The organism is Variovorax davisae (genome assembly GCF_030316845.1).
Lineage (GTDB): Bacteria > Pseudomonadota > Gammaproteobacteria > Burkholderiales > Burkholderiaceae_C > Variovorax > Variovorax davisae.
Window position 1 is genome coordinate 162,821 of sequence record NZ_JASZYS010000013.1, and the last position, 24,712, is coordinate 187,532.

Annotated in this window: 27 protein-coding genes and 1 pseudogene; 9 read left to right on the forward strand and 19 right to left on the reverse strand. The window is 64.8% G+C overall.

The window, feature by feature from the left end; translation table 11 throughout:
- Nucleotides 1-2 precede the first annotated feature (2 nt).
- From QTI33_RS26505 to QTI33_RS26520, 4 genes are all read right to left on the reverse strand, one after another.
- Nucleotides 3-1,130, reverse strand: coding sequence for a zinc-dependent alcohol dehydrogenase family protein (locus QTI33_RS26505; protein ID WP_286509347.1), 1,128 nt, complete (start codon nucleotides 1,128-1,130; stop codon nucleotides 3-5).
- Nucleotides 1,127-2,812, reverse strand: coding sequence for an acetolactate synthase large subunit (locus tag QTI33_RS26510; RefSeq protein WP_286509348.1), 1,686 nt, complete (start codon nucleotides 2,810-2,812; stop codon nucleotides 1,127-1,129). Before QTI33_RS26510 ends, QTI33_RS26505 begins: the two co-directional genes overlap by 4 nt.
- A gap of 66 nt (nucleotides 2,813-2,878) precedes the next feature.
- Nucleotides 2,879-3,415, reverse strand: coding sequence for a TIGR01841 family phasin (gene phaP / locus QTI33_RS26515; RefSeq protein ID WP_286509349.1), 537 nt, complete (start codon nucleotides 3,413-3,415; stop codon nucleotides 2,879-2,881).
- Between the two features lie 331 nt (nucleotides 3,416-3,746).
- Nucleotides 3,747-3,929, reverse strand: coding sequence for a DUF3606 domain-containing protein (locus tag QTI33_RS26520; protein ID WP_286509350.1), 183 nt, complete (start codon nucleotides 3,927-3,929; stop codon nucleotides 3,747-3,749).
- Nucleotides 3,930-4,129: 200 nt separating this feature from the next.
- On the opposite strand from QTI33_RS26520, the gene QTI33_RS26525 reads away from it, so the two are divergent.
- The gene (locus QTI33_RS26525) at nucleotides 4,130-4,285 is read left to right on the forward strand and encodes a hypothetical protein (protein ID WP_286509351.1); all 156 of its coding nucleotides are present in this window, start codon (nucleotides 4,130-4,132) and stop codon (nucleotides 4,283-4,285) included.
- Between the two features lie 125 nt (nucleotides 4,286-4,410).
- Here the strand turns inward: QTI33_RS26525 and QTI33_RS26530 are convergent, their stop codons facing one another.
- Together QTI33_RS26530 and QTI33_RS26535 are read right to left on the reverse strand one after the other, a co-directional pair.
- The gene (locus tag QTI33_RS26530; RefSeq protein ID WP_286509352.1) at nucleotides 4,411-4,701 is read right to left on the reverse strand and encodes a hypothetical protein; all 291 of its coding nucleotides are present in this window, start codon (nucleotides 4,699-4,701) and stop codon (nucleotides 4,411-4,413) included.
- Nucleotides 4,702-5,106: 405 nt separating this feature from the next.
- Nucleotides 5,107-5,535 carry a serine/threonine protein kinase gene (locus QTI33_RS26535; RefSeq protein ID WP_286509353.1) on the reverse strand — a complete coding sequence of 143 codons (429 nt, stop codon included), beginning with the start codon at nucleotides 5,533-5,535 and terminating at the stop codon, nucleotides 5,107-5,109.
- Between the two features lie 1,103 nt (nucleotides 5,536-6,638).
- Here QTI33_RS26535 and QTI33_RS26540 point away from each other — a divergent pair.
- Nucleotides 6,639-7,598: a fasciclin domain-containing protein gene (locus QTI33_RS26540; protein WP_286509354.1), complete on the forward strand. Its 960-nt coding sequence runs from the start codon at nucleotides 6,639-6,641 to the stop codon at nucleotides 7,596-7,598.
- A 235-nt stretch (nucleotides 7,599-7,833) separates the two neighbouring features.
- Here QTI33_RS26540 and QTI33_RS26545 read toward each other — a convergent pair whose 3' ends face one another.
- Together QTI33_RS26545 and QTI33_RS26550 are read right to left on the reverse strand one after the other, a co-directional pair.
- The gene (locus tag QTI33_RS26545; protein ID WP_286509355.1) at nucleotides 7,834-8,601 is read right to left on the reverse strand and encodes a Crp/Fnr family transcriptional regulator; all 768 of its coding nucleotides are present in this window, start codon (nucleotides 8,599-8,601) and stop codon (nucleotides 7,834-7,836) included.
- 53 nt (nucleotides 8,602-8,654) lie between these two features.
- Nucleotides 8,655-9,173 (reverse strand): annotated as a pseudogene (locus QTI33_RS26550) (Crp/Fnr family transcriptional regulator); the annotation flags it as partial.
- Between the two features lie 189 nt (nucleotides 9,174-9,362).
- Between QTI33_RS26550 and QTI33_RS26555 the strand changes: the two are divergent.
- From QTI33_RS26555 to QTI33_RS26565, 3 genes are all read left to right on the forward strand, one after another.
- The gene (locus tag QTI33_RS26555; protein ID WP_286509356.1) at nucleotides 9,363-10,325 is read left to right on the forward strand and encodes a hypothetical protein; all 963 of its coding nucleotides are present in this window, start codon (nucleotides 9,363-9,365) and stop codon (nucleotides 10,323-10,325) included.
- Nucleotides 10,326-10,471: 146 nt separating this feature from the next.
- Nucleotides 10,472-10,669: a hypothetical protein gene (locus QTI33_RS26560; protein WP_286509357.1), complete on the forward strand. Its 198-nt coding sequence runs from the start codon at nucleotides 10,472-10,474 to the stop codon at nucleotides 10,667-10,669.
- Nucleotides 10,642-11,319, forward strand: coding sequence for a DUF4124 domain-containing protein (locus tag QTI33_RS26565; RefSeq protein WP_286509358.1), 678 nt, complete (start codon nucleotides 10,642-10,644; stop codon nucleotides 11,317-11,319). The genes QTI33_RS26560 and QTI33_RS26565 overlap by 28 nt, the downstream gene beginning before the upstream one ends.
- Before the next feature lie 96 nt (nucleotides 11,320-11,415).
- Here QTI33_RS26565 and QTI33_RS26570 read toward each other — a convergent pair whose 3' ends face one another.
- From QTI33_RS26570 to QTI33_RS26585, 4 genes are all read right to left on the reverse strand, one after another.
- A complete protein-coding gene (locus tag QTI33_RS26570) occupies nucleotides 11,416-11,772 on the reverse strand; it encodes a DUF2934 domain-containing protein (protein WP_286509359.1) in 357 nt (118 codons plus the stop codon).
- 130 nt (nucleotides 11,773-11,902) lie between these two features.
- Entirely contained in the window at nucleotides 11,903-12,142 is a 240-nt protein-coding gene (locus QTI33_RS26575) for a hypothetical protein (protein WP_286509360.1), read from the reverse strand.
- A 496-nt stretch (nucleotides 12,143-12,638) separates the two neighbouring features.
- Nucleotides 12,639-12,884 carry a hypothetical protein gene (locus QTI33_RS26580; RefSeq protein WP_286509361.1) on the reverse strand — a complete coding sequence of 82 codons (246 nt, stop codon included), beginning with the start codon at nucleotides 12,882-12,884 and terminating at the stop codon, nucleotides 12,639-12,641.
- 217 nt (nucleotides 12,885-13,101) lie between these two features.
- On the reverse strand, nucleotides 13,102-13,278 hold the full coding sequence (locus tag QTI33_RS26585; protein ID WP_286509362.1) for a DUF3606 domain-containing protein: 177 nt from the start codon (nucleotides 13,276-13,278) through the stop codon (nucleotides 13,102-13,104).
- A gap of 1,778 nt (nucleotides 13,279-15,056) precedes the next feature.
- Between QTI33_RS26585 and QTI33_RS26590 the strand changes: the two genes are divergently transcribed.
- Nucleotides 15,057-15,242 (forward strand): hypothetical protein, encoded by a 186-nt coding sequence (locus QTI33_RS26590; RefSeq protein WP_286509363.1) that lies wholly within the window; start codon nucleotides 15,057-15,059, stop codon nucleotides 15,240-15,242.
- Nucleotides 15,243-15,624: 382 nt separating this feature from the next.
- Here the strand turns inward: QTI33_RS26590 and QTI33_RS26595 are convergent, their stop codons facing one another.
- Nucleotides 15,625-16,320, reverse strand: a complete 696-nt coding sequence (locus QTI33_RS26595; RefSeq protein WP_286509364.1) for a winged helix-turn-helix transcriptional regulator — start codon at nucleotides 16,318-16,320, stop codon at nucleotides 15,625-15,627.
- 125 nt (nucleotides 16,321-16,445) lie between these two features.
- Between QTI33_RS26595 and QTI33_RS26600 the strand changes: the two genes are divergently transcribed.
- From QTI33_RS26600 to QTI33_RS26610, 3 genes are all read left to right on the forward strand, one after another.
- Nucleotides 16,446-17,333 (forward strand): class I SAM-dependent methyltransferase, encoded by an 888-nt coding sequence (locus tag QTI33_RS26600; RefSeq protein ID WP_286509365.1) that lies wholly within the window; start codon nucleotides 16,446-16,448, stop codon nucleotides 17,331-17,333.
- A gap of 73 nt (nucleotides 17,334-17,406) precedes the next feature.
- Nucleotides 17,407-18,288 carry a Fic family protein gene (locus tag QTI33_RS26605; protein ID WP_286509366.1) on the forward strand — a complete coding sequence of 294 codons (882 nt, stop codon included), beginning with the start codon at nucleotides 17,407-17,409 and terminating at the stop codon, nucleotides 18,286-18,288.
- Nucleotides 18,289-18,885: 597 nt separating this feature from the next.
- Complete coding sequence (locus QTI33_RS26610; protein WP_286509367.1) at nucleotides 18,886-20,040, forward strand: epoxide hydrolase family protein; 1,155 nt, start codon at nucleotides 18,886-18,888, stop codon at nucleotides 20,038-20,040.
- A 21-nt stretch (nucleotides 20,041-20,061) separates the two neighbouring features.
- On the opposite strand, the gene QTI33_RS26615 is transcribed toward QTI33_RS26610, so the two are convergent.
- From QTI33_RS26615 to QTI33_RS26640, 6 genes are read right to left on the reverse strand one after another with little or no spacing between them, the layout of a single operon-like run.
- Nucleotides 20,062-20,868, reverse strand: coding sequence for an IclR family transcriptional regulator (locus QTI33_RS26615; protein ID WP_286509368.1), 807 nt, complete (start codon nucleotides 20,866-20,868; stop codon nucleotides 20,062-20,064).
- A 30-nt stretch (nucleotides 20,869-20,898) separates the two neighbouring features.
- Complete coding sequence (locus QTI33_RS26620) at nucleotides 20,899-21,213, reverse strand: NIPSNAP family protein (protein WP_286509369.1); 315 nt, start codon at nucleotides 21,211-21,213, stop codon at nucleotides 20,899-20,901.
- Between the two features lie 43 nt (nucleotides 21,214-21,256).
- Nucleotides 21,257-22,048: an SDR family NAD(P)-dependent oxidoreductase gene (locus tag QTI33_RS26625; RefSeq protein ID WP_286509370.1), complete on the reverse strand. Its 792-nt coding sequence runs from the start codon at nucleotides 22,046-22,048 to the stop codon at nucleotides 21,257-21,259.
- A 4-nt stretch (nucleotides 22,049-22,052) separates the two neighbouring features.
- Nucleotides 22,053-23,033, reverse strand: a complete 981-nt coding sequence (locus tag QTI33_RS26630) for a Bug family tripartite tricarboxylate transporter substrate binding protein (RefSeq protein WP_286509371.1) — start codon at nucleotides 23,031-23,033, stop codon at nucleotides 22,053-22,055.
- A gap of 38 nt (nucleotides 23,034-23,071) precedes the next feature.
- A complete protein-coding gene (locus QTI33_RS26635) occupies nucleotides 23,072-23,866 on the reverse strand; it encodes an SDR family NAD(P)-dependent oxidoreductase (protein WP_286509372.1) in 795 nt (264 codons plus the stop codon).
- 13 nt (nucleotides 23,867-23,879) lie between these two features.
- The gene (locus QTI33_RS26640) at nucleotides 23,880-24,665 is read right to left on the reverse strand and encodes an enoyl-CoA hydratase/isomerase family protein (RefSeq protein ID WP_286509373.1); all 786 of its coding nucleotides are present in this window, start codon (nucleotides 24,663-24,665) and stop codon (nucleotides 23,880-23,882) included.
- Nucleotides 24,666-24,712 lie beyond the last annotated feature (47 nt).

Below are 24,712 nucleotides of genomic sequence, written 5' to 3' on the forward strand. Positions count from 1 at the left end.
CTTCAGTCGAACACGATGACCTGCCGGGTGGCCTTGCCTTCGCGCAGAAGGTCGAAGGCGTGGTTGATGTCCTCGAGCGCGATACGGCCGGTCAGGAGCTTGTCGACCGGCAGCCGCCCCTGACGGTACAGCGCGATGTAGCGCGGGACATCGCGCGAAGGGACACAGGTTCCGATGTAGCTGCCTTTGAGCGTGCGCTCTTCCGCCACGAGATTGACGGCCGCCAGGGGCAGGGTCGCCGTCGATGGCGGCAGACCCGCCGTGACGGTGGTGCCGCCGCGCCGGGTGATCCGGTAGGCCAGGTCGAGCGCCGGGATGGACCCGGCGAACTCGAAGGCGTACTCGACGCCGCCCGCGCTGAGCTCTCGAACCTGCGCAAGCGCATCGCCCTGCCCCGCGTTGACCGTGTGCGTGGCGCCCAGTGCGCGTGCCTGCACCAGCTTGTCGTCCGACAGGTCGATGGCGATGATCTGCCGCGCGCCGGCGCACTGCGCGCCGATCAATGCGGCAAGGCCGACCCCGCCCAGGCCGACGACCGCCACCGATGCACCCAGGGGAACCTTCGCGGTGTTGACGACCGCGCCGACGCCCGTCAGGACGGCGCAGCCGAAGAGCGCCGCTTCGTCGAGCGCGACCGCGCTATCGATCTTGACGAGCGAATGACGAGAGACCGTCGCGTACTCGGCAAACACGGAGCAGCCGAGATGATGGTGGAGGACCTGTCCAACCTGGGAGATGCGCCGCGCGCCGGACAGCAGCGTGCCCGCGCCGTTGGCGGCGGCACCTGGCTCGCACAAGGCTGGCCGGCCCTCTGCGCAAGGCGCGCAATGGCCGCAGCTCGGCACGAACACCACGACCACATGGTCGCCGGCTTTCAGATCTGTGACGCCGTCGCCGAGGCTTTGGACCACGCCGGCAGCCTCATGGCCCAATGCCATCGGCATCGGCCGCGGACGATCGCCATTGATCACCGAAAGATCCGAATGGCACAGACCCGCGGCACTCACCTTGATGAGCACCTCGCCAGGCCCCGGGGGCGCCAGGTCGACCGTTTCGATCGAGAGTGGCCTGGACGTTGCATAGGACGGCGCGGCGCCCATTTCTCGAAGTACGGCGGCCTTGATCTTCACGTGAGTGTTCCCGGTTGGGCGGCGACTGCCACGACACGATGGCGCAGTTCGTCGACCAGCACCCGGGTGTTCTCCGAATAGTCGATCGGCACGGCGACGATCTGCACGCCGCCTTCGGAGAAGGCCGCTTCGAGCGCCGGCGCCAGTCCTTCTGCGGTCTCGACGCGGCGCCCCTTGGCACCGTACGCGTCGGCGTACTTCACGAAATCGGGATTGCCGAAGGTCATGCCCCAGTCCGTGAACTGGTCGACCGACTGCTTCCAGCGGATCATTCCGTACGCGTTGTCCTCGATGATCAGCACCACGAGGTCGAGCTTGAGCCGGATGGCGGTCTCGAGTTCCTGCGAATTCATCATGAAGCCGCCGTCACCGCACACCGCCAGGACGCGGCGCTTCGGATGAAGCAGCGCGGCCATCATGGCCGATGGCAGGCCGGCGCCCATGGTCGCCAGCGCATTGTCGAGCAGCAGTGCATTCGCAGTGCGCGTGGGATAGCAGCGCGCGAACCAGATCTTGTACATGCCGTTGTCGAGCGCGACGATGCCGTCGTCCGGCATGACCTGGCGCACGTCGTGGACGATGCGCTGCGGCGTCAGCGGATAGCGCGATTCGGTGGCGCGGCTCATCGTGCGCGCGAGGATCCCCTCGCGCTGCGACAGCAAGGCTCCGGCGTTCGGCAGGTGGCCTTCGACGCGATCGGCCAGCTGCGCGAGGCTGGGGCCGACGTCGCCTACCACCTCGGCATGCGGGAAGTACACCTGCTCGACGGCGGCCGGCATGTAACCGACGTGAATCACCATCGGGCCGTCGGGTCCCATGATGAACGGCGGTTTCTCGATCGTGTCGTGGCCGATGGCGAGGATCAGGTCCGCCCGGTCGATCGCTTCGTGCACGTAGTCGCGCTCCGTGAGCGCGGCGGTACCCATCCAGAACCCGGCCCTGCCTTCGGCGATGCCGCCGCCAGCCACCGTGCCCTTGCCCATCTGCGTATTGAAGAAGGGAATGCCGACGCGGCGCACGAAATCGGCCAGCTGCCCTTGCAGCCGCGGGCGGTTGCTCGCCGCGCCGAACATGACGAGCGGGCGCATCGCCCGCATCAGCATGGCGGCAGCCCGTTCGATGGCCGCTTCATGCGCCACCGGCAGATCGATCGGGTGAACGGAAACGACGTTCACGTCGGCCGCCACCTGCTCAGCGGCCACGTCTTCCGGCAGCTCGAGATGCACAGGCCCGGGTCGCTCTTCGGCAGCGACCCTGAACGCATCGCGCACCACGGTGGGGATGCTGGCCGCACTGACGATCTGTCGCGATGCCTTCGTCAGCGGCTTCATCGTGGCGACGATGTCGACGATCTGGAATCGCGCCTGGCGTGCCGTCATGATCGCCTTCTGGCCGGTGATCAAGACCATCGGCATCGCGCCCAGGTGCGCATAGGCCGCGCCCGTGACCAGATTGAGCGCGCCCGGTCCGAGCGTGGCCATGCACACGCCGGGCTGCCCGGTCAGGCGGCCATGGGTCGCCGCCATGAAGGCGGCAGATTGCTCATGCCGTGTGAGCACGAGCTCGATGCTGGATCGTCGCAAGGATTCGACGAGGTCGAGGTTTTCTTCACCGGGCACGGCGAAGATGCGTTTGACGCCCTCGTTCTCCAGCGCCTTGACGAAGAGGTCGGATGCTTTCATGGCGATCTCCGGACGCAGCGGAATCTCTTCAGCGCGCAAATGCACGGCAGTGCCGGTTTCGCCAGATCAGGCCTCAATCGGCGCCGATGCGTTGGACGAGGCCTGCGCGGCGGTTCCACTTACTTTTGTGACATTGGCAGCCAGCGTTTCGGACAGCTGCTTGGTCGCCGCGCTCATGCGCTCGTAGGCCTTGTTCGAGGTGTTCAGGGCGGACTGGGTCAGCGCAACGATCTTCTCTGAGTTGGGCGTGTTCCCGAAGAAACGGCTCATGGCGGCGAGCAGTTTGGCCTGTGCGCCGGCGACGCTCTCCTCGTACGCGGTCCGTCGCGCGGCGTCGAACGCAGCAAAGATCTCCTGCACTTGGCGCCCATACGCCAGCGCCTTGACCGGCGCGGCTTGCAACATGGCCGCCTGCAGCTTCATCATTTCCAACGGGCTGCCCGTGGAACCGGCGAGTCGGCTGCTCTCCTCGCTTTCAGCCATCAGCGTCTTGAGCGTCTGCAGGTTGAGCGAGGAGAGCGTCTCCGCTCCTTTGAAGGCCTCACCGGCGAGGCTGTAGATCGTGTGCACGGAAGCAGTGGCATCGGCAGCGAGTGAAGTCATGGGAGCTTTCTGGAGGTAAAGGAACGACGGCGACAGATTGCTGCACTGCAGCATAAGCAAGTGTGGGGGGCATGGGGTGGCGACACAAGCGAAATACCGGGCGTTACGCGGCATTAGAGGAATGCACTCAAACTGGCGGCGGATCCAAACCGGCGACACGTCGTCGGTCGGCGCGCAAAACACCTTGTAGGCGGCGGATCGCAGGGCTCGGCCTCCGCCCTCCAGTTGGCGGCGTCGGGCAGGTCGCGATTCGCTACCCTCTTGGGGTGCTCCTGGGGGACTCGATGAGCTGCACGGGTCTTTAGCGATCTCGGCTTTGCGTCGCGCGGGGTCAGCCTTTCCAGTCGTGGAGGTAGGCGCGCACCGCATCCGGTGAATCGCCGACGGCACGCACCGCAAGGCGCAGTTCGGCCTCGGTGCAGCCCAGGGTGAACATCCACGAGCGGACTTCGTGCAGCACGTCCACGTTGATCCGCCGAACGTCGGGTGGAATGTCGCGGGATTCGTCAGTCATTCGTACCTCTCCTTGGTCGGAGTTCAACGTTGGCCTGTAGCAACCGACCTGGCCGTCAGCAGTGGCTGAAGGCGCGGACGGCGACGGCCTACGACTCAGGTTTGCGTCATCTGCTCCCGCGCCAACGCCCATAACAATCCGCGGCATATGCTCCAGGGCTTTCTCGGGACATGGGGCGCTCGCGCCATTCATCGAGAGCGATGCGTCTCGACAGTTTTCAGATCCAACAGTTGTCGAACTTCGTCGAGCCGACCGAGGCCAACAATCCGTCGACCGTGGAGACCTTGCCATGGAAAATGCTCGGCTGGTATTCGCTCTGCGCGAGCGCGAGTAGCGGGCCGCAATCGGCCACGTGACGCCCCGTTACTCCAGTGCGTCGACCGAACGCTGCGTTCCGAATCAGCGAACGCCTCTTGGCTTCCCGTGAGTTGGGAAGCTGAAGCAGCGCATGCACGGTGTCGTGCTTTGTTCCAAACGGCCGCTACGCGACCAAGTGGCTGCCCGACTCTGCCATGGCTGCAGCAGCAGCCGCTCCGGTAACTTCGCTGTCTCGAACAACGAAAATGACGCCTTGGCGATTGCCCGGATTTGGCATCACAAGAACGTCCACGCTATAGCCAGCGACCGTCACAGCCATACCGGTCTTGAGCACCTCGTTCTTGGCGTCTCGCAAGATCTTCAGCGCTGTATCTTCAGTCATGCCCACATTCTCGACGGGCGGCGACGCGTTGGTGCGCCAGGTGGTGAAGCTCCAACGTTTGCGGCAAGCCATGTGAGCAAGTGTGGAAGTTGTGCCGCGCTGCACCGCCCGAGCGCACCTTTTTCAATTACGCCTCGCCTTCGACTCGCGGGCAGACTCGAAGCAGATCAACGACTTGAGAGCGAGTACAAAGGTTCGAGCGACCTGTTCGGTCTTGTCCGGGTCATGCGCGCGGCGAGAATCCTAGGCAAGTCTTTCAACTTGTAACGCGTTCACACAGCTGACCTGATTTGGTGGTCCATTCTTCAAGGGGCTCGGGGCCATCGAACCTTCCTGGATGAAGCGATGAGGGCTCGTCGCGGCTGGCTAGATCGTCGGCATGAGGTATGGGCCAAACGTTCGACCTTGTAGCAGCGCTGCCCCCATCGACGCCCTCCGGTCAAAGCATGGTGGGCTAGTACTCCATCGAGACCGCTGCTACTGCGGGGTCCCGGTCTTGTCCTTGGGGTTGGTCGGAACGTCCGGCCGCTCACCCTTGACGCCGGCCTGCGGCTTGAGTTCGTTCTTCGTCGGCTTCACTTCGGCGCGGCTGAGTTCCCCCGTCGGCTGGGGCGCATTCGGCTGGTTGTTCGTCATGGTCGAGGGTTCGCCCTTCGGCACCGTGGTGTTGGCAGGGCTGCGGTTCTCCAGGCGGGCTTCGGACTTCACGTCGGCGCGGGAGGCCGGGTTGCTGCCGTCGGGCCGCTGCGTCGGATTCGCGACGCCTGCAGGGGTCTTCGTGCTGGCCTGCCCGCCCTTGGCGGGATCCGGCGCGGCTGGGATTGCGGTAGTCTGGCCGGTGACGCCGCTAGACAGACCGAGCAATCCGGCAAGCGCCACGGTGGTGATAAGTTTTCCCTGCTTCATGGTGTCTCCCAAGAAATTGGTCGCACCTCGGATCGAGGTCATTCCGAATCTAGGAGCTTGTCGCGCGCGAGGTGTGAGCATTCGGGGCCGCTGTCTGTAGGCCGGCTCGGCTGGAGTTGAATCCCGCACGGGTCTCCGTGGCCAGGTGACCTGCCTTGGTCCTGGCACCGATACCGCGGCTATGAATCGGTAGATCGCAGGCGCATCCAATCTGTTCAAGATCTCGAACGAGGTTCACGACGGTTCGCTCTCGGCCGCGCGGGGTGTCAACCTCGCGCGCATGGATTTCGAGTACATCGTGTTTGGCGCACTTGTGGCCCTCATCATCGCCTGCTGCCTTGCCGATCTGGGGCGCCGCACGCCGTCGATGGAAAGCGCAATGAAAGAGCAACTTCGGCGCTCCTCGGACACGATTCATGGCGCACCCTTGGAGGAGCCTCGTCCCCGCCGGCGTCGGATCAACACGTTGGGCAGCAATGACGGCGGTCGAAGCTCGTCTATCGGGCCATCTCGCTGAGCGGCATCCTCGTTCATTCAGACGAATTGCAGAACGCGTTCTTCAGACCATCCCTAGCTTTTCCGACCGCGCACGCTGCAAAACAGACAGATTGGTGCCACTGCCGCGGTCCGAACAGCAGCCGGCGGTATGCCCTCTACTACCCAGGTCAGCGGACTGGCCGACACATCCAAGGTCGAGGTGCTCGGCTACGCGAAACTGGGCGTTGATGTGGTCGTACCAGAGGCCTGCTCCCAAGGAAGAGCGCCGTGGCCACTACCTCGCCACTAGGCGTCGACGTGGGACTTCTGGAGGCCGTAGGGACTTGCATGCGCCCACGCATTGGCGGCTCAGGCTCGATTCGATCCCGGCCGAAGCCTGCTTGCTGCAACGCGAACACCTTCGGGCGAGGAAGAAAGGTGCTGCAGCGGCGACGAGGATCATCAGAGGACGCCGCCGTTAAGGGACCCACTGGGTCCGGTCAACGGACCTGCGATTCGTTACACGGTGCCTGGCAATCGTGTGATCCAGGTTGATCCCCGAATCCGTATCAACGTGGCCTCAGCATGTCTAGCGGTCTGTTCACCAACCTGAAGGAGCCCACGCCATGAAGTCTGCGCTGCGACGCCGTCGCCTTATCTTCTCGGTCGCCGCGCTCGGCGTTACCGCCGTGCTTCCGGCATGTGGCGGCGGCGGGGATGGAGGAGGCTTCGTGCCCCTAATCCCGAACCTGGTGCAGTCCGCGCAGGGCAAGCCTGAACTGAGCGTCTTCGTTGAAGCGGTCAATGCCGCGGACCTGAGCGCCACGCTGCAGGGGTCTGGGCCCTATACGGTATTTGCTCCGACCAACGAGGCGTTCACGGCGCTCCTGGGCGAACTCGGCGTGACCAAGGACGCGCTGCTCGCAAACAAGCCTCTCCTCACCACGGTGCTGAGGTATCACGTGCTGTCTGGCGCGGTACGCAAGGCCGACATTCCCCTTGGCAAGGCCATCGTTCCCCTGTCTGGGGGCTTCTTCAAGGTCGAGGCCGAGGGCTCGGCCTTGAAGATGACCGATGGCCGCAATCGCGTGACCAGCGTGATCAGCACCGATGGGGCCGCGCTGAATGGCGTCATCCACACCGTCGATCGCGTGCTGCTACCCGCCAACCAGGACATCGTGCAGACGGCCCAATCCACGCCGAGCCTCAGCATACTTGTCGAGGCCGTGGTTGCCGCGGGCCTTGTCGACACGCTCAAGGGTCCGGGCCCTTACACAGTCTTTGCGCCGACCGACAACGCGTTCGTGGCGCTGCTGGCGGAGCTCGGCGTGACCAAGGACGCGCTGCTTGCCGACACCGCATTGCTGACCACAGTGCTCACCTACCACGTGCTGCCGGCACGCGTGCTGAAGGCCGAGATTCCGCTCAACACGCCGATCCTCACCGTGCAGGGTCAGTCGATCGTCATCGACAGCAGTCTTCAGATCATCGACCAGCGGGGCCGCAGCAGCGGCGTCGCGGCTACCGACATCTTCAATAGCAATGGCGTCGTGCACGTCATCGACAAGGTTCTGCTGCCGAGTTAGTCGCCTTTCAAGTTTGGCACTGCGCCGCGCGCCGGCCCGTCATGCGGCGCCGCGGAGGACCTGTGGGTCCGGCAATCGAGTCACCTGTGGGGCAAAGGGACTCGGTGCGGAAGCACCAGAAAGGGCAAGATTTGGCGTGGTGAATACTCTGCGGTGATCCAATTCGCCGGCCGCCACCGCAGCGAGGATTCTGAACCCATGGATGGCGGCCGGTTCCGGGGCGATGAGACGGAGTTCACAAATCCACCATAGCCCTTGTGCGCACCTGCCTCTGTTCGCCAACGCACATAGTGACAAAGATGAATGCAGGCTTCCCTAGCCGAAAACTTCCGAGTAGGCACGCCGGTCCGAGGCGTAGCAGCTGCAGGCCATCTTTTCCAATCCGGGGCGCTGAAGCACCGTGAGTTCGCCCCTCATGTACCCGATATGTCCTTCGTGCTGCAGCGCCCGCGCGGCCGCGGTGATGCCGACTCGGCGAACGCCCAACATGAAGAAATTCTTGTGTCACCCGAAAGTGATCGGAGCGCGCCCGGTCCTGCGTCATGAGCAGCCAGCGCGCCAGCCGCGGTCCGACATGATGGTGACGCAAACACGCGGCAGAGGTTGCAAGCTGCGTCATGAGCACGTAAACGTAGCGATTGAGAACTCTGCGCAGATCCGGGCTGTCCGCAAGCTGCGCTTCCAGCGCGCCAACGCCGATGCGCAGTGCGATGCCCTGGCCTTGCACCACCGCTTGCAACGGTGTGCTCGAAACGCCAAGGGCCACCTGCACGCCGACCATTCCTTCCCGGCCTACCATTCCGACCTCCAAACCGGGCCTGTTCTCGATCGTCTTCAGCAGTGATACGAATCCGTCGATGGGAAAGTAGGCGTAACGCGTAACGTCACCAGGCTCGCTGAGCACGTCACTCAAATTCAGTTCGAAGGTGTCGCCCGCAGAGATCAGCTTCCGTCGATCACCACGAGACAGCAACTCAATGAGTTGGTTGTCAACCCTGGCCAAAACGGGGCTCCGATCTCGGTTGCGCCACCGATTGACGGGAAAACGAAGAACCGCGATCGTGCCTCTAACCTCGCGCGGTCGAGGACCTTGATGCGTCCCCGCGCATAGCGGATCAAGCCAGCAGCCTGGAGTTTCGTCGCAGCCTCGGTCACGCCTTCGCGTCGCACGCCCAGAATGTTGGCGATCAGCTCCTGCGTCATCACCAGATCGCTGCCCGTCAGACGATCCAGGCTCAACAAGAGCCGGCGACACAACTGCTGGTCCAACTCATGATGGCGGTTGCACACAGCCGTCTGCGACATCTGTGCGATGAGGGCCTGGGTGTAGCGCAGCAGGAGATGCAACACCGGGCCACCGCGATTGAATTCCTCAGTCATCGCCTTCGTGCCGAGCCTCAATCCCTTCCCGGCGCTCTGGACGATGGCACGGTTCGGGGTCGAGTCGCCACCCATGAACAGCGCGATGCCCACCACGCCCTCGTTGCCGACCACGGCGATTTCCGCCGAACCGCCGTTCTCCAGCACTTGCAGCAGCGAAACGATGGCGGTCGTCGGAAAGTACACGTGCGTGATCGTGGCGCCCGGCTCGTTGCTCTCCTTAATAAATACAAGCTTCCCCCGAGTGGCCCCGGCGTTGGAACCCACCGGGCTCGAAGGCGTCCGGGTCGGGCGATTGCCTACCTGAATCAGCGAGCCTTGCGTACACCGGTATCTCCGCTTGGCGCGTTCCATGCGACGTACATCAACATTGAAGGACGCGCCATGGCCACTTACGCTCAAGAATCCCCGATGCCAGGCATTGCCCCGCGCCACGACGTGGCGGCGCCCGAAGCTCCCCGATCAGGCGTGTCATGGGGCGCCGTGTTTGCAGGCGCAGCCGTGGCCGCCGCGCTTACTTTGATCATGATGGTGCTGGGCGCCGGCATGGGCCTCGGCCTCGCCTCCCCATGGGAGGGCGAGGGTGCAGAAGCGAAAACGATCGGCATCGCCGGCATTTTCTGGATTACCTTTACCCAGCTCGCTTCTTCCGGCTTGGGCGGATACCTCGCTGGGCGTCTACGGACCAAGTGGAGCGGCATCCATACGGACGAGGCGCGTTTTCGGGACACTGCTCACGGGGTTCTCGCTTGGGCAGTAGCTACCCTTGTGACCTTCGCGTTGATCGCCTCAGCCGTCGGGTCGGCGGTGACCGCTGGAGCCAAGGCCGGCATGGGTGTGGCCTCGACCGTGGCTGGTGGCGCAGCGACAGCGGCGGCAGGAGCTGCAGCGAACCGCTCCGGAGATGATGCAAGCAGCGGACCCATGGCTTATATGACTGACTCGCTGTTCCGAAAGGACCCCGGCACGACTTCGGCGCCGGGGGCAACCGGCCAGCCGGACGCAGGGCAAGCCGCCTCGGAACGCGCGACCACTGCCGAAGTCGGGCGAATCTTTGCCAACGCACTGCGCACGGGAACACTGTCGCCCGAAGACAGCCGCTACGCGAGTCAGGTCGTCGCTCAGCGAACCGGGCTGAGTCAACAGGATGCGGAGAAGCGTGTCAACGACGTCTACTCTCGCGCCAAAGCCGCGTTGGAAGAGACCAAGACGAAGGCCAAGGCGATGGCAGACTCGGCTCGAAAGGCAACCGCCTACGGATCGCTCTGGATATTCATTTCGTTGGTGCTGGGTGCGCTCTTCGCCTCCTACTGCGCAACGCTCGGCGGGCGACAGCGGGATCTGTGACCTGGAGCATGTGGGCGACGTCGGCGGCCAGCCCAGCCGTCGACGGACGCGTTCGACCGAGGGCCCCGTAGCGGCGGCGCCCCCCCACCTTCCTTTCGTGGAGAAATACACACACGAAAGTATTACATGTAGCTACAATCGGTTACATGGAAGAAACGCAGTACGACACAAACCTCGGTTGGTGGACCGACAAGCCTGCGCGGGAGGGTCGGGCGCACTCGCAGCAGTGGGTCTCCCTTCGGCGCGAGCAGCCTACCGATGGTTTCGGCGTATGGCGCACCAGTGCGTTGATCGTCACGTTGGTGACCGTCCTCACATGGATCCTGAAATTTGCGGTGCTTTGATGAAGTCGATCGGAGAAAGAGCCGCCGCATTGGCCTGCTGTGTCCTGGTTTCGCTCAGCTCAGCCGAGTCAGATGCCCAGTCGCCCCCTCGGGTCTATGCCTGCAAAGACGCCCACGGCCGCACGTTGACTTCAGACCGACCGATTGCGGATTGCGCGGACAGGAACCAGCAGGAGTTGCGCAAGACTGGAGGCGTCTTACGCACAGTCGGTCCGACTTATTCGGACCGGGACCTTGTCGCTCGCCAGAATCAAGCGCAACGGGCGGAGCAGGCTGCCCTCGACCGCGCGGGCGAACGCCGGCGGGAACGAGCCCTCCTGGTGCGATATCCGGACGTTCGCATTCACGACCGTGAACGCGACGAGGCCCTGGCGCAGATCGAACAAGCCGCCCAAGTCGCCAAGCATTACCTCGCAACGTTGAAGGTCGACCGGCAAGGGCTCGACCAAGAACTCGAGTTTTATCGTGGGGACCGAACCAAGGCACCGGCAGCCTTGCGTGAGAAGTTCGAGGAGAACGAAGCCGGTTTTCGGGCGCAGAGCAAATTCATCCAGTCCATGGAAGAGGACAGACAGCGTCTCGCCCTGCGATTCGCCAAGGAGCGCACACAGCTTGAACCGCTCTGGCAAGCCGTAGCGGCGAAACGCTAGCTGACGGTGCCCTGAAGTCGTTGTACAGGTTCTCAGTAGCCAACGTGACCCTCAGGATCAAGCCCGAAAAGTTCGCGGACCACTGCTTGAAACCGGCTATGCGATGCCCGAATTGCTGGTGCCACCTTCGAGCGACCGCTCCGCCTCCAGCCAATCGTCCAACTCGTGGCCCGCCTGTCGGCCTCGCCGCTCCCAGGCGGCATGCGCTGCCGCGCGGATGCGCGCTTGGCGATCGTCCTCACGGCTCGACGCGTCTAACTGGGAAGTAGACTCGACGTGCGGGTCGATGCCCTGAATCGGCCTGTTCGTCAGGTCGTTGCCGATCTCTACGATCTTTTTTTCGTTGGCCTCGTCTCGAAACTCCGCCGGCGCAGATTCGGTGGCTCGCTCCATATTGCGCTTGACGGCCTCACGCTCCGACTCGGGGCGGTTCTGCAGATTCTGCGTGGTCATGACAACTCCTGTAGGAGAGCGGATCGCCGCGACTGCGGTGTCTGTGCATTGGACGAAATGACGGCGATGCTGGCCGGTGCGTTGTTGCTCTCGGGTAACGGGCCGCCGTCCGACTGATCGCGGCCGCGGGTCATTTTTGGCGCTCCGCCTCTTCGGGGCGCGCCCTGTCCTGGTAGGGAGAACTGCCCTGATTGCTGGACTCACCGACGCCGGCATCGCCTGGGCGGACTGACTTCTTTGGGGGCTTAGCAGTCTCGGGCTCCGCGTCAGGGATAGCGCCCCTCTCGGCGTCAGTCTTGGCGAACTGCTTCATGGCGTTTTCCGCGGGCGTGGGTTGCCGCGCGGGGGCCGTCTGGTCTGAGAGTTTCATGCGTGTGCCTTCAGCGTTTGTCATCCGGTACTGGCTCGGGATTGGGGGAAGCCGTGAGGTCTTCCGTGAGGCCGAACGAGGCCGAGTGGTCTCGCCGGGCGGATTCGACCGTCCTTTTGGCCGGCATGTGCTCAGGGCGCAGGGCCGGATGGTGATTCGCCGGTTGCAGTCTTTATCGTGGAGAACTTTTCTCCCGCACCGATGTTGTCCACGCCGCCGCTGGTCGTCGGCCGCGTTCCATCTCCTATTCCTGTCACGGGTGGGTTGCTCATTGAAGTTCCTTTGATCAATGAACTTACCCTCCGCCGTGCGCAAGCTGCGCAACGTAGGACATCCACGCTTCCAAACGGCGTCGTTTCGCCGCCAGCATGCTGAACAAGTGCGCGGCGGATCAACATGGCCTTAGGTACCATCCACGGCGGGGCAAGAAGCTGGTCGCGGGACAGCAGAAGGGGCCGCAGCCGACTGCCAGTGCAGTCGTTATGAGGTGGGATCGTCAGCCGACCGGGTCGGCATCTTCGTCTTCGCCAAGCGCGCGCGGCCCGAGGGTTGCGTCCGGGACCAGTCGGTAGAGCTCGACCATACCCGCTTCGAAGGCCTCGGTCCAAGAGGGATACGACTGGGCGCCTTCTTCGACGTCGACCCAGACCGAGGCATCCTCGGTGCTCTCGTGGAGCACCCAGTGGAAGTGGCCGGGGTCCGGCTCGTCAACGAAAACGGTGATGTGCCGCAGGTGGGTCATGGCGCGATCCTAGTCTCGGTCGCCGGCTGCCTCGCGGCCGCCCCCTTGGGCGTCCGCCCCGGGATCGTTCCGTCGCGGCACCAGATGCCCGCAGTTGCTTCAGACTTCGCTGACGCGCGCTTGGCCGGCTTCCGCGGAAGGCTGGCAAACGAGGCGATCATGCGCGCCTCTGCATCGTACTTGGGCTCGCCGGGCCCCTTCGCAGCGGCCCGGGCGGTCACTTCTTCTTCAGGTATTCGCGTACCTTCTCCGCCGAGTTGCCAACGGCCGCCACCGCGGCCTTGAGCGTCTCCTCGTCGACGCCAAGGGATTCGGTCCAGCTGCGGACCTCATGGGGTTCGTTCAGGGCGATCAGCTTTCGATCGAGGCCGGTCTTCTTGGGGTCGTCTGCCATGTGATTCTCCAGTGACGGCCAGGCTCAACTTGAGCCAGCGCCCGGACATGGTGGATCGTTTCCTGTCGCGTAAGCATGAGGCAGTTTGCGCGTTCCGCTGACAGCCAATGCCTCGCCTTCTAGGGGACTCCTTTAGACCTCGTGCACTACCTGCCGAAGCTGCTCGAAGAGCGCGCCCTCCCGTCGACCGCTCCAAGGTGGGTCTTCGAGATCAGGTATGACGGCTACCGCCTCACGGCGATGTTTGGGACGGGGAGTTGCAGGCCACACGGGCGATGGCGCAACGCAACGCTCCGGTTTCCGGAAGTGGCCATGTCCCTTTGCGGTTCGCGATGGACCCTACGTGACGGAGGGCGAGATCTGCGTGCGACGACATCGAGCGCTCGGACCTCGATCGCCTGCATGCCCGAGCGCGCGGCCACCGTTGGTTTGAAGGCTAAGTCGCCAAGCGCGACGCCTGCATCTACGTGCCTGGCGCGTGCAGGCGAAAAGTGAAGCGGAAGGGTGCGGCGCCGGCGGATTTATAGGGCCCGGCGACCCGAACCGCTCAGGAATCAGATTCAACCCCAGCTCGCAGCCTTGAAGGATTGCTTGATGTGGAAGGGTGGGTTTCCACATGGACTTGGTGGTCGTGGTTCAGCGGACTTGAGTCCGAAAAGGCGGCCCATGATCCACCGGCCGCTAATACCGAGAGGGCAATCCACCGAGGGGCGCGTGCCTTCCAGATCGCCAGAATCCCGAGCGTGGCTGCACTTACGGTTAGTCCGAGGAAAGCGGGATCGTGCATAGGGAACTCTGGCCGTGCTTTTTGATGGAGGGGATTTTGGATTGGAAGGCGTGGCACTGTTCGCTTGAACAAAGGCCCATTGCGTCGGCTGCTCACCAGAGCGCGCCGCCGAGGGATAGTAGAGTCGGCCGGCCGCGCTGCCGGCTCGCTCTCTGTGGTCCAAGCTAGCCGCCCATGAAAAAGCCCGCCGAAGGCGGGCAAGACCTATTGATGGTCGGAGGGGTTGGAAAAATAAAAATGATAGTTCGGTCCTCTGAACGACCCCTGAACGCCGTTTCAGACCGTGTTCTTGAAAAGCCCCCGCCTGACAAATGACTAACAAAGGAACGAGCCCTGGATGTCCGCGGTCGCAACCTTCATCCGGCGCCAGTGAGATGCCGCTTTCGCAGGCAATGCGGGGAGAGGCCCAACTGCAAAGGCCTCGTTGCGCGTGGAGTCTTCTTATCAGCAACGTCACCCACCGCAACGGTGGACAACCTTTAGTGGCGCTGGGCCGAGTCCACTTGCAAGCCCATGGTGTCCGTTCGACACGGAAAATCCCGCGGGGTGACCGACGGGCGGAGTGCGGGGCGCGCCCGCCCGCAGGGCGGCTGCACGGCCTGCTAGTAGCTTGCGCTTTTTGCTTTGCTTCGGCTCGCCCGGCCTCGGGTCTCTTGACCTAGCGACGAAAACAACGCCGTGTAGACCGTCGTTGCGCAGTTTTTGGCTGGATGGCCGCTCTCGCAGGAGAAGGAACGTCCGCAACGGGTCCAATCGGCCGGCTCGCGCTACCTGCCGTGGAATCTCATCCCAGCCGCCGGGCAGCCGCTTCAACTTTTGATTGCAGGCATCGGTTTCTACATTGCGGCCACGCCAATGGCATCGCGAGCCCCTTGCGAGATGGATGCGACTGACGCAGCAGCGCGGTGGCTCTGAAGGCTGAGTTCAGCCAGGAGCGGGCCTTCCCGTTTGCCCCTGTTTTCGCCATGATGCTGGCACTTCAAGGAAGTCGATGCGCCTACTGTCCTTTATTGTTCAGCTCTCGATGTTCTGGATTCCTTTGGCCATTGCCTTGCTGACCCTCGGCTATGCGGTCTATCTGGGCAACGTAGGCATGGGCATTCTGGGAGGTACCGTTGCGCTGGTTCTAGGGCTATGCAAGGCCATCATGCTGGGCGCTGCAATCAAGAACAAGTAGCTTGGTCGCCGGCCGCTGGTTGCCGGCGCGCTGTCAACTTCCGGGTGCGGCCAGGACCGGCCGTTCGCCGGTGGCGCCCAATTCGCCCGTTAGCCGACCTTCGCGACACCCCGCGCACAATGGGTCGAACGCCGCCAAAGGACAACATGAACGCCGTTGAAGTACAGCGCTGGAACCAAGAGCTTGATGGGCTCTTGGAATCTACCGGGACCACCGCCGGCCTGTTCGTCAACGCGTTCTGACCTGGTGGTTCACGGCCCTCCTGCGAGCCTGGTTCCGGCAACGTGCTGAACTTGATCTACCGGAGGCCTGAGGTGGTTGCGGGCCCGGCGACAGCGCGGCGAGTTGGGGTGAGAGCGATTAAAAATCTTCCCAGGGAACGCTACGTCGCTTCAGCGCGCATGGAGATTCTCGTCGGCGCGAACATGCTTCGTCCCAGCCAGCGCCACAGTGATTGCCCCTGACGCCCGGCGCCCTGGACAACGAGCACGCCGGCGCGGATCTGCTGACCCGGATCGCCGTCGCCATTCCAGATTTCGGTCAGCGAGCGGACGGTAGATTCCACGATCACCGTCACCTCGTGGCCCGGGTCATCCCGGCACAGATCGGCGGTGCCGTCTTCCACCACCAACCACCACAATCGCTCTGCCGAGGGGGCGTCGCGAAAGCGGAAATGCACCACGGTCCGCTGGCCTGCCGGGAACTCCTCGATACGCGCAAAACGCCGGATGTCCCACATCAGGAAACCGGCATCGAGTTGCTCGCGCCGCAGCCGGCTGCCGATCCATCGCGCCCCCCAGTGGCCAATTCCGACCACGATCGGACGAAGTTCCTCGCCTGCGGGGGTGAGGTGGTACTCCCAGGCCTTGCCTGCCCGCCGTCGCTCGACCACGCCGATCGACTCCAGCTTGCGCAGCCGCTGCGTCAGGAGCGTCGGGGACATCCGCGGCACGCCGCGGTGGATGTCGTTGAAGCGACTACTGCCGCAGAGCAGTTCTCGGACCACGAGGGGCGTCCAGAGCTCGCCCAGTACCTCGGCGCCGCGAGCCACTGTGCAGAACTGCATGTAGTCGACCATGGCCGAGTCTATTCCGATCACCCGTTCCGGAGAACTCCAGAATCTGGACTTGAGGAGAGCGAGCTGGCGGGCTACCTTGACGCAGCCGACGCATGTCGCGCCGGCACTTCCTCTGAGGAGCTGCCATGGTTGAAACCCTTCAAGCGCCCAATGCCGCCGCAACCTTTGACCCTGACAAGTTTCGCGCTACCACCCGTACGCAATGGGAGGCGGCGGCCGAAGCGTGGGACCGCTGGTCGCCTCTGCTGGCCCGGTGGCTTGGCCCCGCGACTGAAGCCATGATGGACGCGGCCGGCGTCGGGCCCGGCGCACGCGTGCTCGACATCGCCGCGGGCGCCGGCGAACAGACGCTGGTGGCCGCGCGTCGTGCCGGTCCGGCTGGCTATGTGCTTGCCACCGACATCTCGCCCGCTATCCTGCGCTACGCTGGCGCGGCCGCGGACAAGGCCGGCCTGGCGAATGTCGAGACCCGCGAACTCGACGGTGAGCGTCATGATCTGTTGGAGGCGGCCGCTTTCGATGCCGCGATCTCGCGCGTCGGCCTGATCTACTTTCCCGACCAGCAGCGTGCGCTGGCGGGCATCCGTCACGCCCTGCGCCCCGGAGGCCGGTTCGCTGCGGTGGTGTACTCCACGCCGGAGATGAATCCGTTCTTTGCCCTGCCAGTCGGCATCATTCGCCGTCGGGCACAGTTGCCGCCCCCGCTGCCGGGCCAGCCAGGGCCCTTCTCGCTCGGCGGCGAAGGCGTCCTGGCGCGCGCGCTGGAGCAAGCGGGCTTGCGCGACGTGCAAGTGCAGAAGGTCGACTCACCGCTACGCCTGCCGACCGCGGCGGCGTGCGTGCAGTTCGAGCGCGAGTCTTTTGGCGCGCTGCTCCAGATGATGTCAGGCATGGGGGACGACGACCGTGCCGCCACATGGGACGAGATCGAAAGCACGCTATCCCGCTTCGAGACGCCGGAGGCGGGCTTCGTCGGCCCCTGCGAAATGCTCGTCGGCAGCGGCACGCGCTGATGTCGGATGTGTGGTCTTGGTCTGCACGAAAACGCCTGCGACAGTTGGCCCGCTGCGTCCAATGAGCGTTTTTATGCAAACAGGCGCCAGAGAGATCGATCTTATGCGCCGATTACCGTTTTTATGGCAGGATGACATCCTCGGTGAGGTGACCACCCTTGCCTCGTTCGGCCTGCGGCAGTCGCCTGTGTTTGTCGGTGAAACGATCCGCTACGAAAACGTGGTGCACTACGTCGCGCCCGAGTGGCCCGATGTCGCTCCGATGCTGGAGGGGCTGCGGACATTCGTGGAGCGAACGCAGGGGGCATCGGCCACAGCTCGCGCTGCGGTTGCCTCGTTCGCGTTCGTGTACATCCACCCTCTGGCTGACGGCAACGGACGCGTGCACAGGTTTCTGGTCAACGACGTGCTGCGGCGCGACGGCGCCATACACGCCCCTTTCATTCTTCCCCTATCCGCATTGATCACCGAGCACTCAGCGGAACGTGCACGGTATGACGAAGCGTTGGAGGCGTTCTCTCGGCCGCTGATGGAGCGCTATGCAGATCGGTATCGATTCTCCAAAGAGCCGGAGCAGCACCCCGACGGTGTCGTGTCGAACTTCCACTTCGACGCGTACGCCGATGCACGGATGGCCTGGCGATTTCTCGACCTGACCAGCCATGTTGAATACACTGCCGGGCTCCTCGCCCGAACCATTCAGCAAGAGATGCATGCACAGGCCGCCTTCTTCCGAAGCTTTGGCCAGGCACGGGCAGCAGTGAAGGAAATCATCGAGGGGCCTGACGCCGACGTGGACGCCATCGTCCGATCGGTGCGAGAGAACAACGGCGTACGATCGGGGAAGCTGGCCAAGCGATTCCCGGCACTGCAGAACGACACAACATGGGCAAAGGTCGCGTCTGCCGTCGCAGAGTCTTTCGCTTCCGGGTCGCCGCCTCAAGACAGACCCTGAGGATGCCGATCAGAAGTCACATCCCTTGGGACGCCCGAGCGGCGGCTCGCCACGGGAATTTGCGCGTCCATGTGAAGGCGCGCGGCATGCCCATTGGCGACTTCGGCGAGATGATTCGCGGCGCGCGCCCTCACCCTCGGCGCGGAGGTAGCCACGGACAACACCCGGCATTTTGCGCTCTCAAGAGCTGAGGCGCTTCGTGGTGACTTTCGGCTGTACACGGGTCAAAGCGTGTGAAATGTTCCAGCGGCTGTCAAACCAAGTTGACACCCGGCAGGATCAGACGCGGACCGCGCGCTGCGCTTGGCTCTGATGTGCGCGGGTGGACAGGTGCAGCCCACGCTCGTGGACGCGTGTTCAATGCGAAATGGCTCGCACAGGCCAGATCGCAGCGGCCAGGCCCCGTGGCGTGTAGGGCGTCGGACCGGGTCGCCGTGGCCCCGGCGAATGCGTCCACCGGGCCCGCAAGAATGGTCGAATAGCCCCGATTTGCCAGGGTATCTCCCGAGTTCACATACTGGGCACTACCAAACCTGCTAACCACTCGCGCCCCGGATCCGGAACATAGTCGACGCCAAGTGCCAACACGGAGATGCCATGACCCCCACCCCTTACCAGTTGCATGTCCCCGAAGCCGCGATCGCCGATCTCCGCGAGCGGCTGGCGCGCACGCGCCTGCCAGACCAGGCGCCGGGCGAACCGTGGGCCTACGGAACGGACCTTGCGTGGATGCACGGGCTCATCGCGCACTGGCTTCACAAATTCGACTGGCGTGCGCAGGAGGCGCGACTGAACGCCTGGCCGCTGTTCAGCGTGGCGCTGGCCGGCATAGACCTGCGCTATCTGCATGTGCCAGGGGTCGGCCCGCACCCGATGCCCTTGTTGCTGTCGCATGGTTGGCCGGGCTCGGTTTTCGAGTTCATGGACTTGATTCCGCGCCTGACTGACCCTGCGCGCTTCGGCGGCGACCCGGCCGATGCATTCACGGTCGTGGCCCCCAGCCTGCCCGGCTACGGCCTGTCCTTCGCGCCTGGACAGCCACGCTTCTCGGTCGAGCAGATCGCCGACGCGTTCGCGACGCTGATGAGCGAGACCCTCGGCTATCGTCGTTTCGCCACGCAGGGCGGGGACTGGGGGGCATCGATTTCGGCGCGGTTGGGGCTGATGCATGCCGAAAAGACGATCGGCGTGCACCTGAATCTGCTGCCGCTGCGCCGTGATCCCGCCGCCTTGGTGGGCGACGATGACGCCGCGCGGCGGTATCGGATCGATCTCGATCGCTGGCTCAGCGAGGAGACCGGCTACAGCACCCAGCAGGGAACCCGGCCCCAGACTTTGGCCTTTGCGTTGACTGATTCACCCGTGGGGCTTGCCGCTTGGATCGTCGAGAAGATGCGCGCCTGGTCCGACTGCAATGGAGACGTCGAGTCCGCATTCTCGAAGGACGAGATTCTTGCCAACGTCTCGCTGTACTGGTTCACGGGCGCCATCGGCTCGTCGTTCTGGCCGTACTACGCGCGGCAGCACGGGCCGTGGCCGATTCCGGACGGCGAGACCGTCGACGTGCCGATGGGCTATTGCGAGTTCCCCAAAGAGATCGTCCGGCCGCCGCGCTCGCTCGCCGCGCGCACCTTCACCAACATCCGCCGCTGGAGCGTGATGCCGGCTGGCGGTCATTTCGCAGCGATGGAAGAACCGGAAGCGCTGGCGACGGAGATCCGCGCCTTCTACCGTTCACTGCGTGTGGGTTGAGAAGCTCGGCGGCGCCTTGGCTCAGGCGCCAAGGCCCAGGCCGCGCAGCTCGGTCTCGAACATCTGGCGCATCTTGTGCTGGCGCTCGAAGCCGAAGCGCGCGGTCAGCGTGGCAATGCTGATCGCGCCCATGCCGTGCTCGCCCATGCGGAAGGCCATTCCGAAGCCTGCCACGCCGACCTCGCCGAACGCGTCGAACACCAGCGCGCAGCCTTGCTCGCGTACGGCGGTGGACCTTGCCTGCAGCATGTCCTCGTCGATCAGGTTCTGCGCGTAGGCCGCGGCATTGCGCGCGTAGGTGCCGGCAATCTCGGCCTTGTCCATGAAGCCAAGCACCGCCGTGCCGCCGGTGCCAGTGCCGATCAGACGACGTTGCCCAATGCTGGTGGTCAAAATTTTGATCGGCGAGCTGCCCTCCTCCCGGTGCGCGCAGTAGACGAGATCGCCCTGCCTCATCATGAGGAATACCGTATCGCCGCCGATGCGCCCGATGCGCTTCATCACGGGGACGAAGCGTCTCAGCAAGGGCGTGGGTTGCGGGAGCAATGAACCCAACAGCACGGCCTGCGGGCCAAGCCGGTAGAGTTGCTCGCCGTCGCGATCGACGAACTGCTCTTCGACCAGACAGGTCATCAACCGGTAGGTCGTGATGCGGTCCAGGCCCTCGTCACGCACCAGTTGCGCGAGCTTCACGCCTTCGTCGTTGTACTTGGCCACGCAGCGCAGAAGCTGCAACGCCCGCCTGACACTCTGGGTACCGCGCGCGGGGCCGTCGGACGCCGGCTTGGAAGACTTGGGGGTGGCGGATTCGACGGTCAGAAGCTGCATGTTGGATACGATTTCACCAGACGCCATCGATCACTGCAGCGGAGAAAACCCGGTGGGCTTGAGCAGTCGATTCTCCATGCGCACGATCCACGGCAGCACCTTGGCGGAATAGGCGAGCCACTCGGGATCGCTCCACATGGCGGCGCGGCGCCGCTCCCGATCGGCCAGGTCCTCGAAGGCCCAGATGTGCACCGCCGTGTTCAGCGCCCCGGTCTCGGCCGTGAAGTAGCCGACCAGCTGCCCAAGGTGTGCGCAAGTGAGGGCCAGGCCCTCGTCCTCGAAAAGCCGCAGGAAAGGGCGGAAGTTGAGGGGCGCGAAGCTGTAGTTGCGTTCTTCGTAGATCATGGTTTCAGTCTCGTTGCACGAATCGGTCCGGTCGCTCGCAGCCTCAGTCGAGCGGCCCGTCGTAGGCGTCGCCCACGGCCCCCCAGGCCATGTAGCCGCCGTCCACGGGCAGGGTCGCGCCGGTGATGAACTCGGCGCCGTCCGAGGCCAGGAAGAGCATCGCGTCGGCGATGTGCCGTGCACTGCCCAGTCGGCCTGCCGGGGTGCGGCGGCGAACCTGGTCGGCGTCGAGCTTGCCTTCATCGACCAGCCGCTGCATGAATGGCGTCAGCATGTAGCCCGGCGCAATGGCATTGACCCGGACGCCTTGCGATGCCCATTCGCAACCCAGCGTGCGGGTCATCATCCCGATGCCTGCCTTGGCGGCGCTGTAGGCGTTGCGGCGCGCGAGACCCAGCACACCGGCGATGGAACTCAGGTTGATCATCGCGCCGCGCCCCTGGCGCAGCATGTGGGGCGCGGCCGCCTTGCACATCATGTAGGTGCCGCCCAGATGGACGTCGACCAGCCGGCGGAAGTCGGCGGCGTCCTGGTCGACCGTGGGCTGGAAGCTGTCCGGGATGCCCGCGCTGTTGATCAGCACATCGAGCCGCCCGAACTGCGCCAGCGTGGTGGAGACCAGCAACTGCACATCGGCCTCGTCGGCCACATCCCCACCGAGGCCGAGATGCCGGGCGCCGAGCCGCGCGGCTTCGGCGGCGGCAACATCGGCGCGCAGGTCGGCCAGCACGACCGCGGCGCCCTCGCGCGCAAAACCCTCGCCGGCGGCCAGCCCCAGCCCGCTGGCGCCGCCGGTGATGAGAACCACCCTGTCCTTCAGTTCGGGATAAGGCACGCGCTCATTCCTCCAGCTTGATGTTGGCCGCTCGAATCACGCCGCCCCACAAGGCCGCCTGGGACTTGACCAGGGCGCTGAACGCCTCGGGCGTGGTCGGCGAGGGCTCGATGCCGAGCTCATCCAGCTTCTTGCGGATGTCGGCCGACGCCAGTGACTGGTTCAGCTCGCGATTCAGGCGGGCGACGACCGCAGGTGGCGTGCCGGCGGGCGCCGCCAGTCCTTGCCAGGAGTAGGACTCGAAATCCGGCACGCCGGCCTCCGCGAAGGTCGGCACGTCGGGCAGCACGGCGCTGCGCCTGGTCATCGACAGCGCGATCGGCCGCAGTCGCCCGGACCGGATGTGCGGCAGGCTGGCAGCCGTGTTGACCAGGTACATGTCGATGTCACCGGCGATCAGCGCCTGCAGCGCCGGCGCGTCGCCCTTGTACGGCACGTGCAGGAGCTGGGTTCCGGTCTTGCGCTGCAGCAGTTCCATGCCCAGGTGATTGGGCCCGCCAAGACCCGGCGTTGCGTACTTCAGGCCGCCCGGCGTCTTGCGCGCGAGCGCGAGCAAGTCCTGCAGATTCCTGGCCGGCACGTCCGGGTTGACCACCAACACGAACGGAAAGCGGGTGGTGCCGCCGATGAAGGCGAAGTCCTGTTCCGCCTTGTAGGGCACCTTGGCATAGAGATGGGGCGCGAGGGCGACGGTCGAGGTGTCGACCGTGCCGACGGTGTAGCCGTCGGCCTTGGCCTTGGCGACCAGGTCGCCGCCGATCATGGTGCCGGCGCCGGGCTTGTTGTCGATCAGCATCGACTGGCCCAGCGCCTGCCCCATCGACTGCCCCAGCATGCGCGCCACGACGTCGGTACCGCCGCCGGCGGGGTACGGCACCACCCAGCGCACGGGCTGGTTGGGATAGCTCTGGGCATGCGCTGGCGCCAGCGCCGCGCCGGCGGCCAGAGCAGCGGCCGCCAGCCTCAGGAGGAAAGGGAATTTCATGAACGTCTCTGGTTGTGTGAATGAAGAAAGGGCATCGCTCAGGCGGCAGGCGCGTCACGGACTCCGCCGAAGGTGCTCCACGAACCGGCGACCAGCCAGCCCGCATCGACCGGCAGATTGATCCCGGTGATCACGCCGGCCTGGTCCGACAGCAGGAAGGCCACGGCACGCGCGATGTCCGAGGGCGCGATCAGGCATCCCAAGGCGCTGTTGGCCTTGAGCTTCCCGGGGTCGCGCAGTCCGAGGTCGATCTGCCCCTGCAGCGCTGCGGTGACTGTATAGCCCGGCGACACGGTGTTCACCCGCACGCCGGCCCGGCCCCATTCGCCGGCGAGGCACTCGCCGAGCGAGATCACGGCCGCCTTGGCGGGCGAGTAGGCATGCAGCGGCATCGAGCGCATGCCGGCGACCGACGCGATGTTGACGATCGCCCCGCGGCCACGTTGCGCCATCGCGCTGCCGAACTCCGCGCAGCACGCATAGGTGCCTTCGAAGTCGATCGCCAGCACGCGCTGGAACTCTGCATGCGCCAAGGTGGCGGGCGCGTCCGGCGACTGCACGATGCCGGCGCAATTCACCAGCAGGTCGACCTCGACGCCCTGGTCGCGCAGCCGCCGGTGCGCCGCCGCGACGGCCGCGCGGTCGGCGACATCGAAGGCCAGCGCAAGCACACCCAGGGTGCTCGCCACCGCGTCGGTGCGCGGGCCATCGAGGTCCGCCAGCACCACCTTCGCGCCGCGGTCGCGCAGCAGCTCGACGCAGGCCAGCCCGATGCCGCTGGCTCCGCCCGTCACCAGCGCCGTGCGGCCTTCGAAGTCCCGGATCTGCGACATGTGAGAGGCCTCCTCAGCGGCCGGCGAACGCCGGCTTGCGCTTGGTCGCGAAGGCCTCGATGGCTTCGTGGTGGTCCTGCGTCAGGTTGGTGAGGCATTCGTAGGCCGTGCCGGCATCCATGTGGCCGTGGGCCAGCTGGCGCAGCGGAATGGTGTAGCCGGCCTTGGTCCAGCGGATCGCCTTGACCGCGCCGTTCCTGAGCTTGGCGACGAAGGCGTCCACCTTGGCGTCGAGTTCGGCCGCGGGGACCACGTTGCCGATCGCGCCGAGCTGCTTCGCCTCGGCCGCACCGAGCAGGTCGCCGGTCAGCAGCAGTTCGCGCGCCTTGCCGAAGCCGATCATCTGCGGCCAGAGGAAGCCGCCGCCGTCGGCTGCATTGAGTCCGACCCGGACATGCGGGTCGCCGATGCGCGCGTGGTCGGCCATCACGGTGATGTCGCACAGCAGCGCGAGCGTGGCGCCGAGCCCGACGGCGTCGCCGTTGATGCGGCCGATGATCGGGATCTCGCAGTCGAGCATCGAATAGACGATCCGCTTGGCCTCCCAGGTGACGATCTCGAAGCCCTCGGGCTCGCGCACGGCCTGCTTCATCCACTCGATGTCGCCGCCGGCGCAGAAGGCCTTGCCCTCTCCGCTGAGGACGATGACGTTGATGTCGCGCCGCTCGCCCAGGTCGATGAAGGCGCGCGACAGGGCGGTATGGAGTTCGGCGTTGACCGAGTTCAGGGCCTCGGGACGGTTGATCGTGAGATAGGCGACACGGTCTTTGACTTCGAGTCGGAGCGCGGATGGGGTCATGGATGAAAACCTCGGGTTGGACGAACGGAAAGGGAAGGGATGCAACG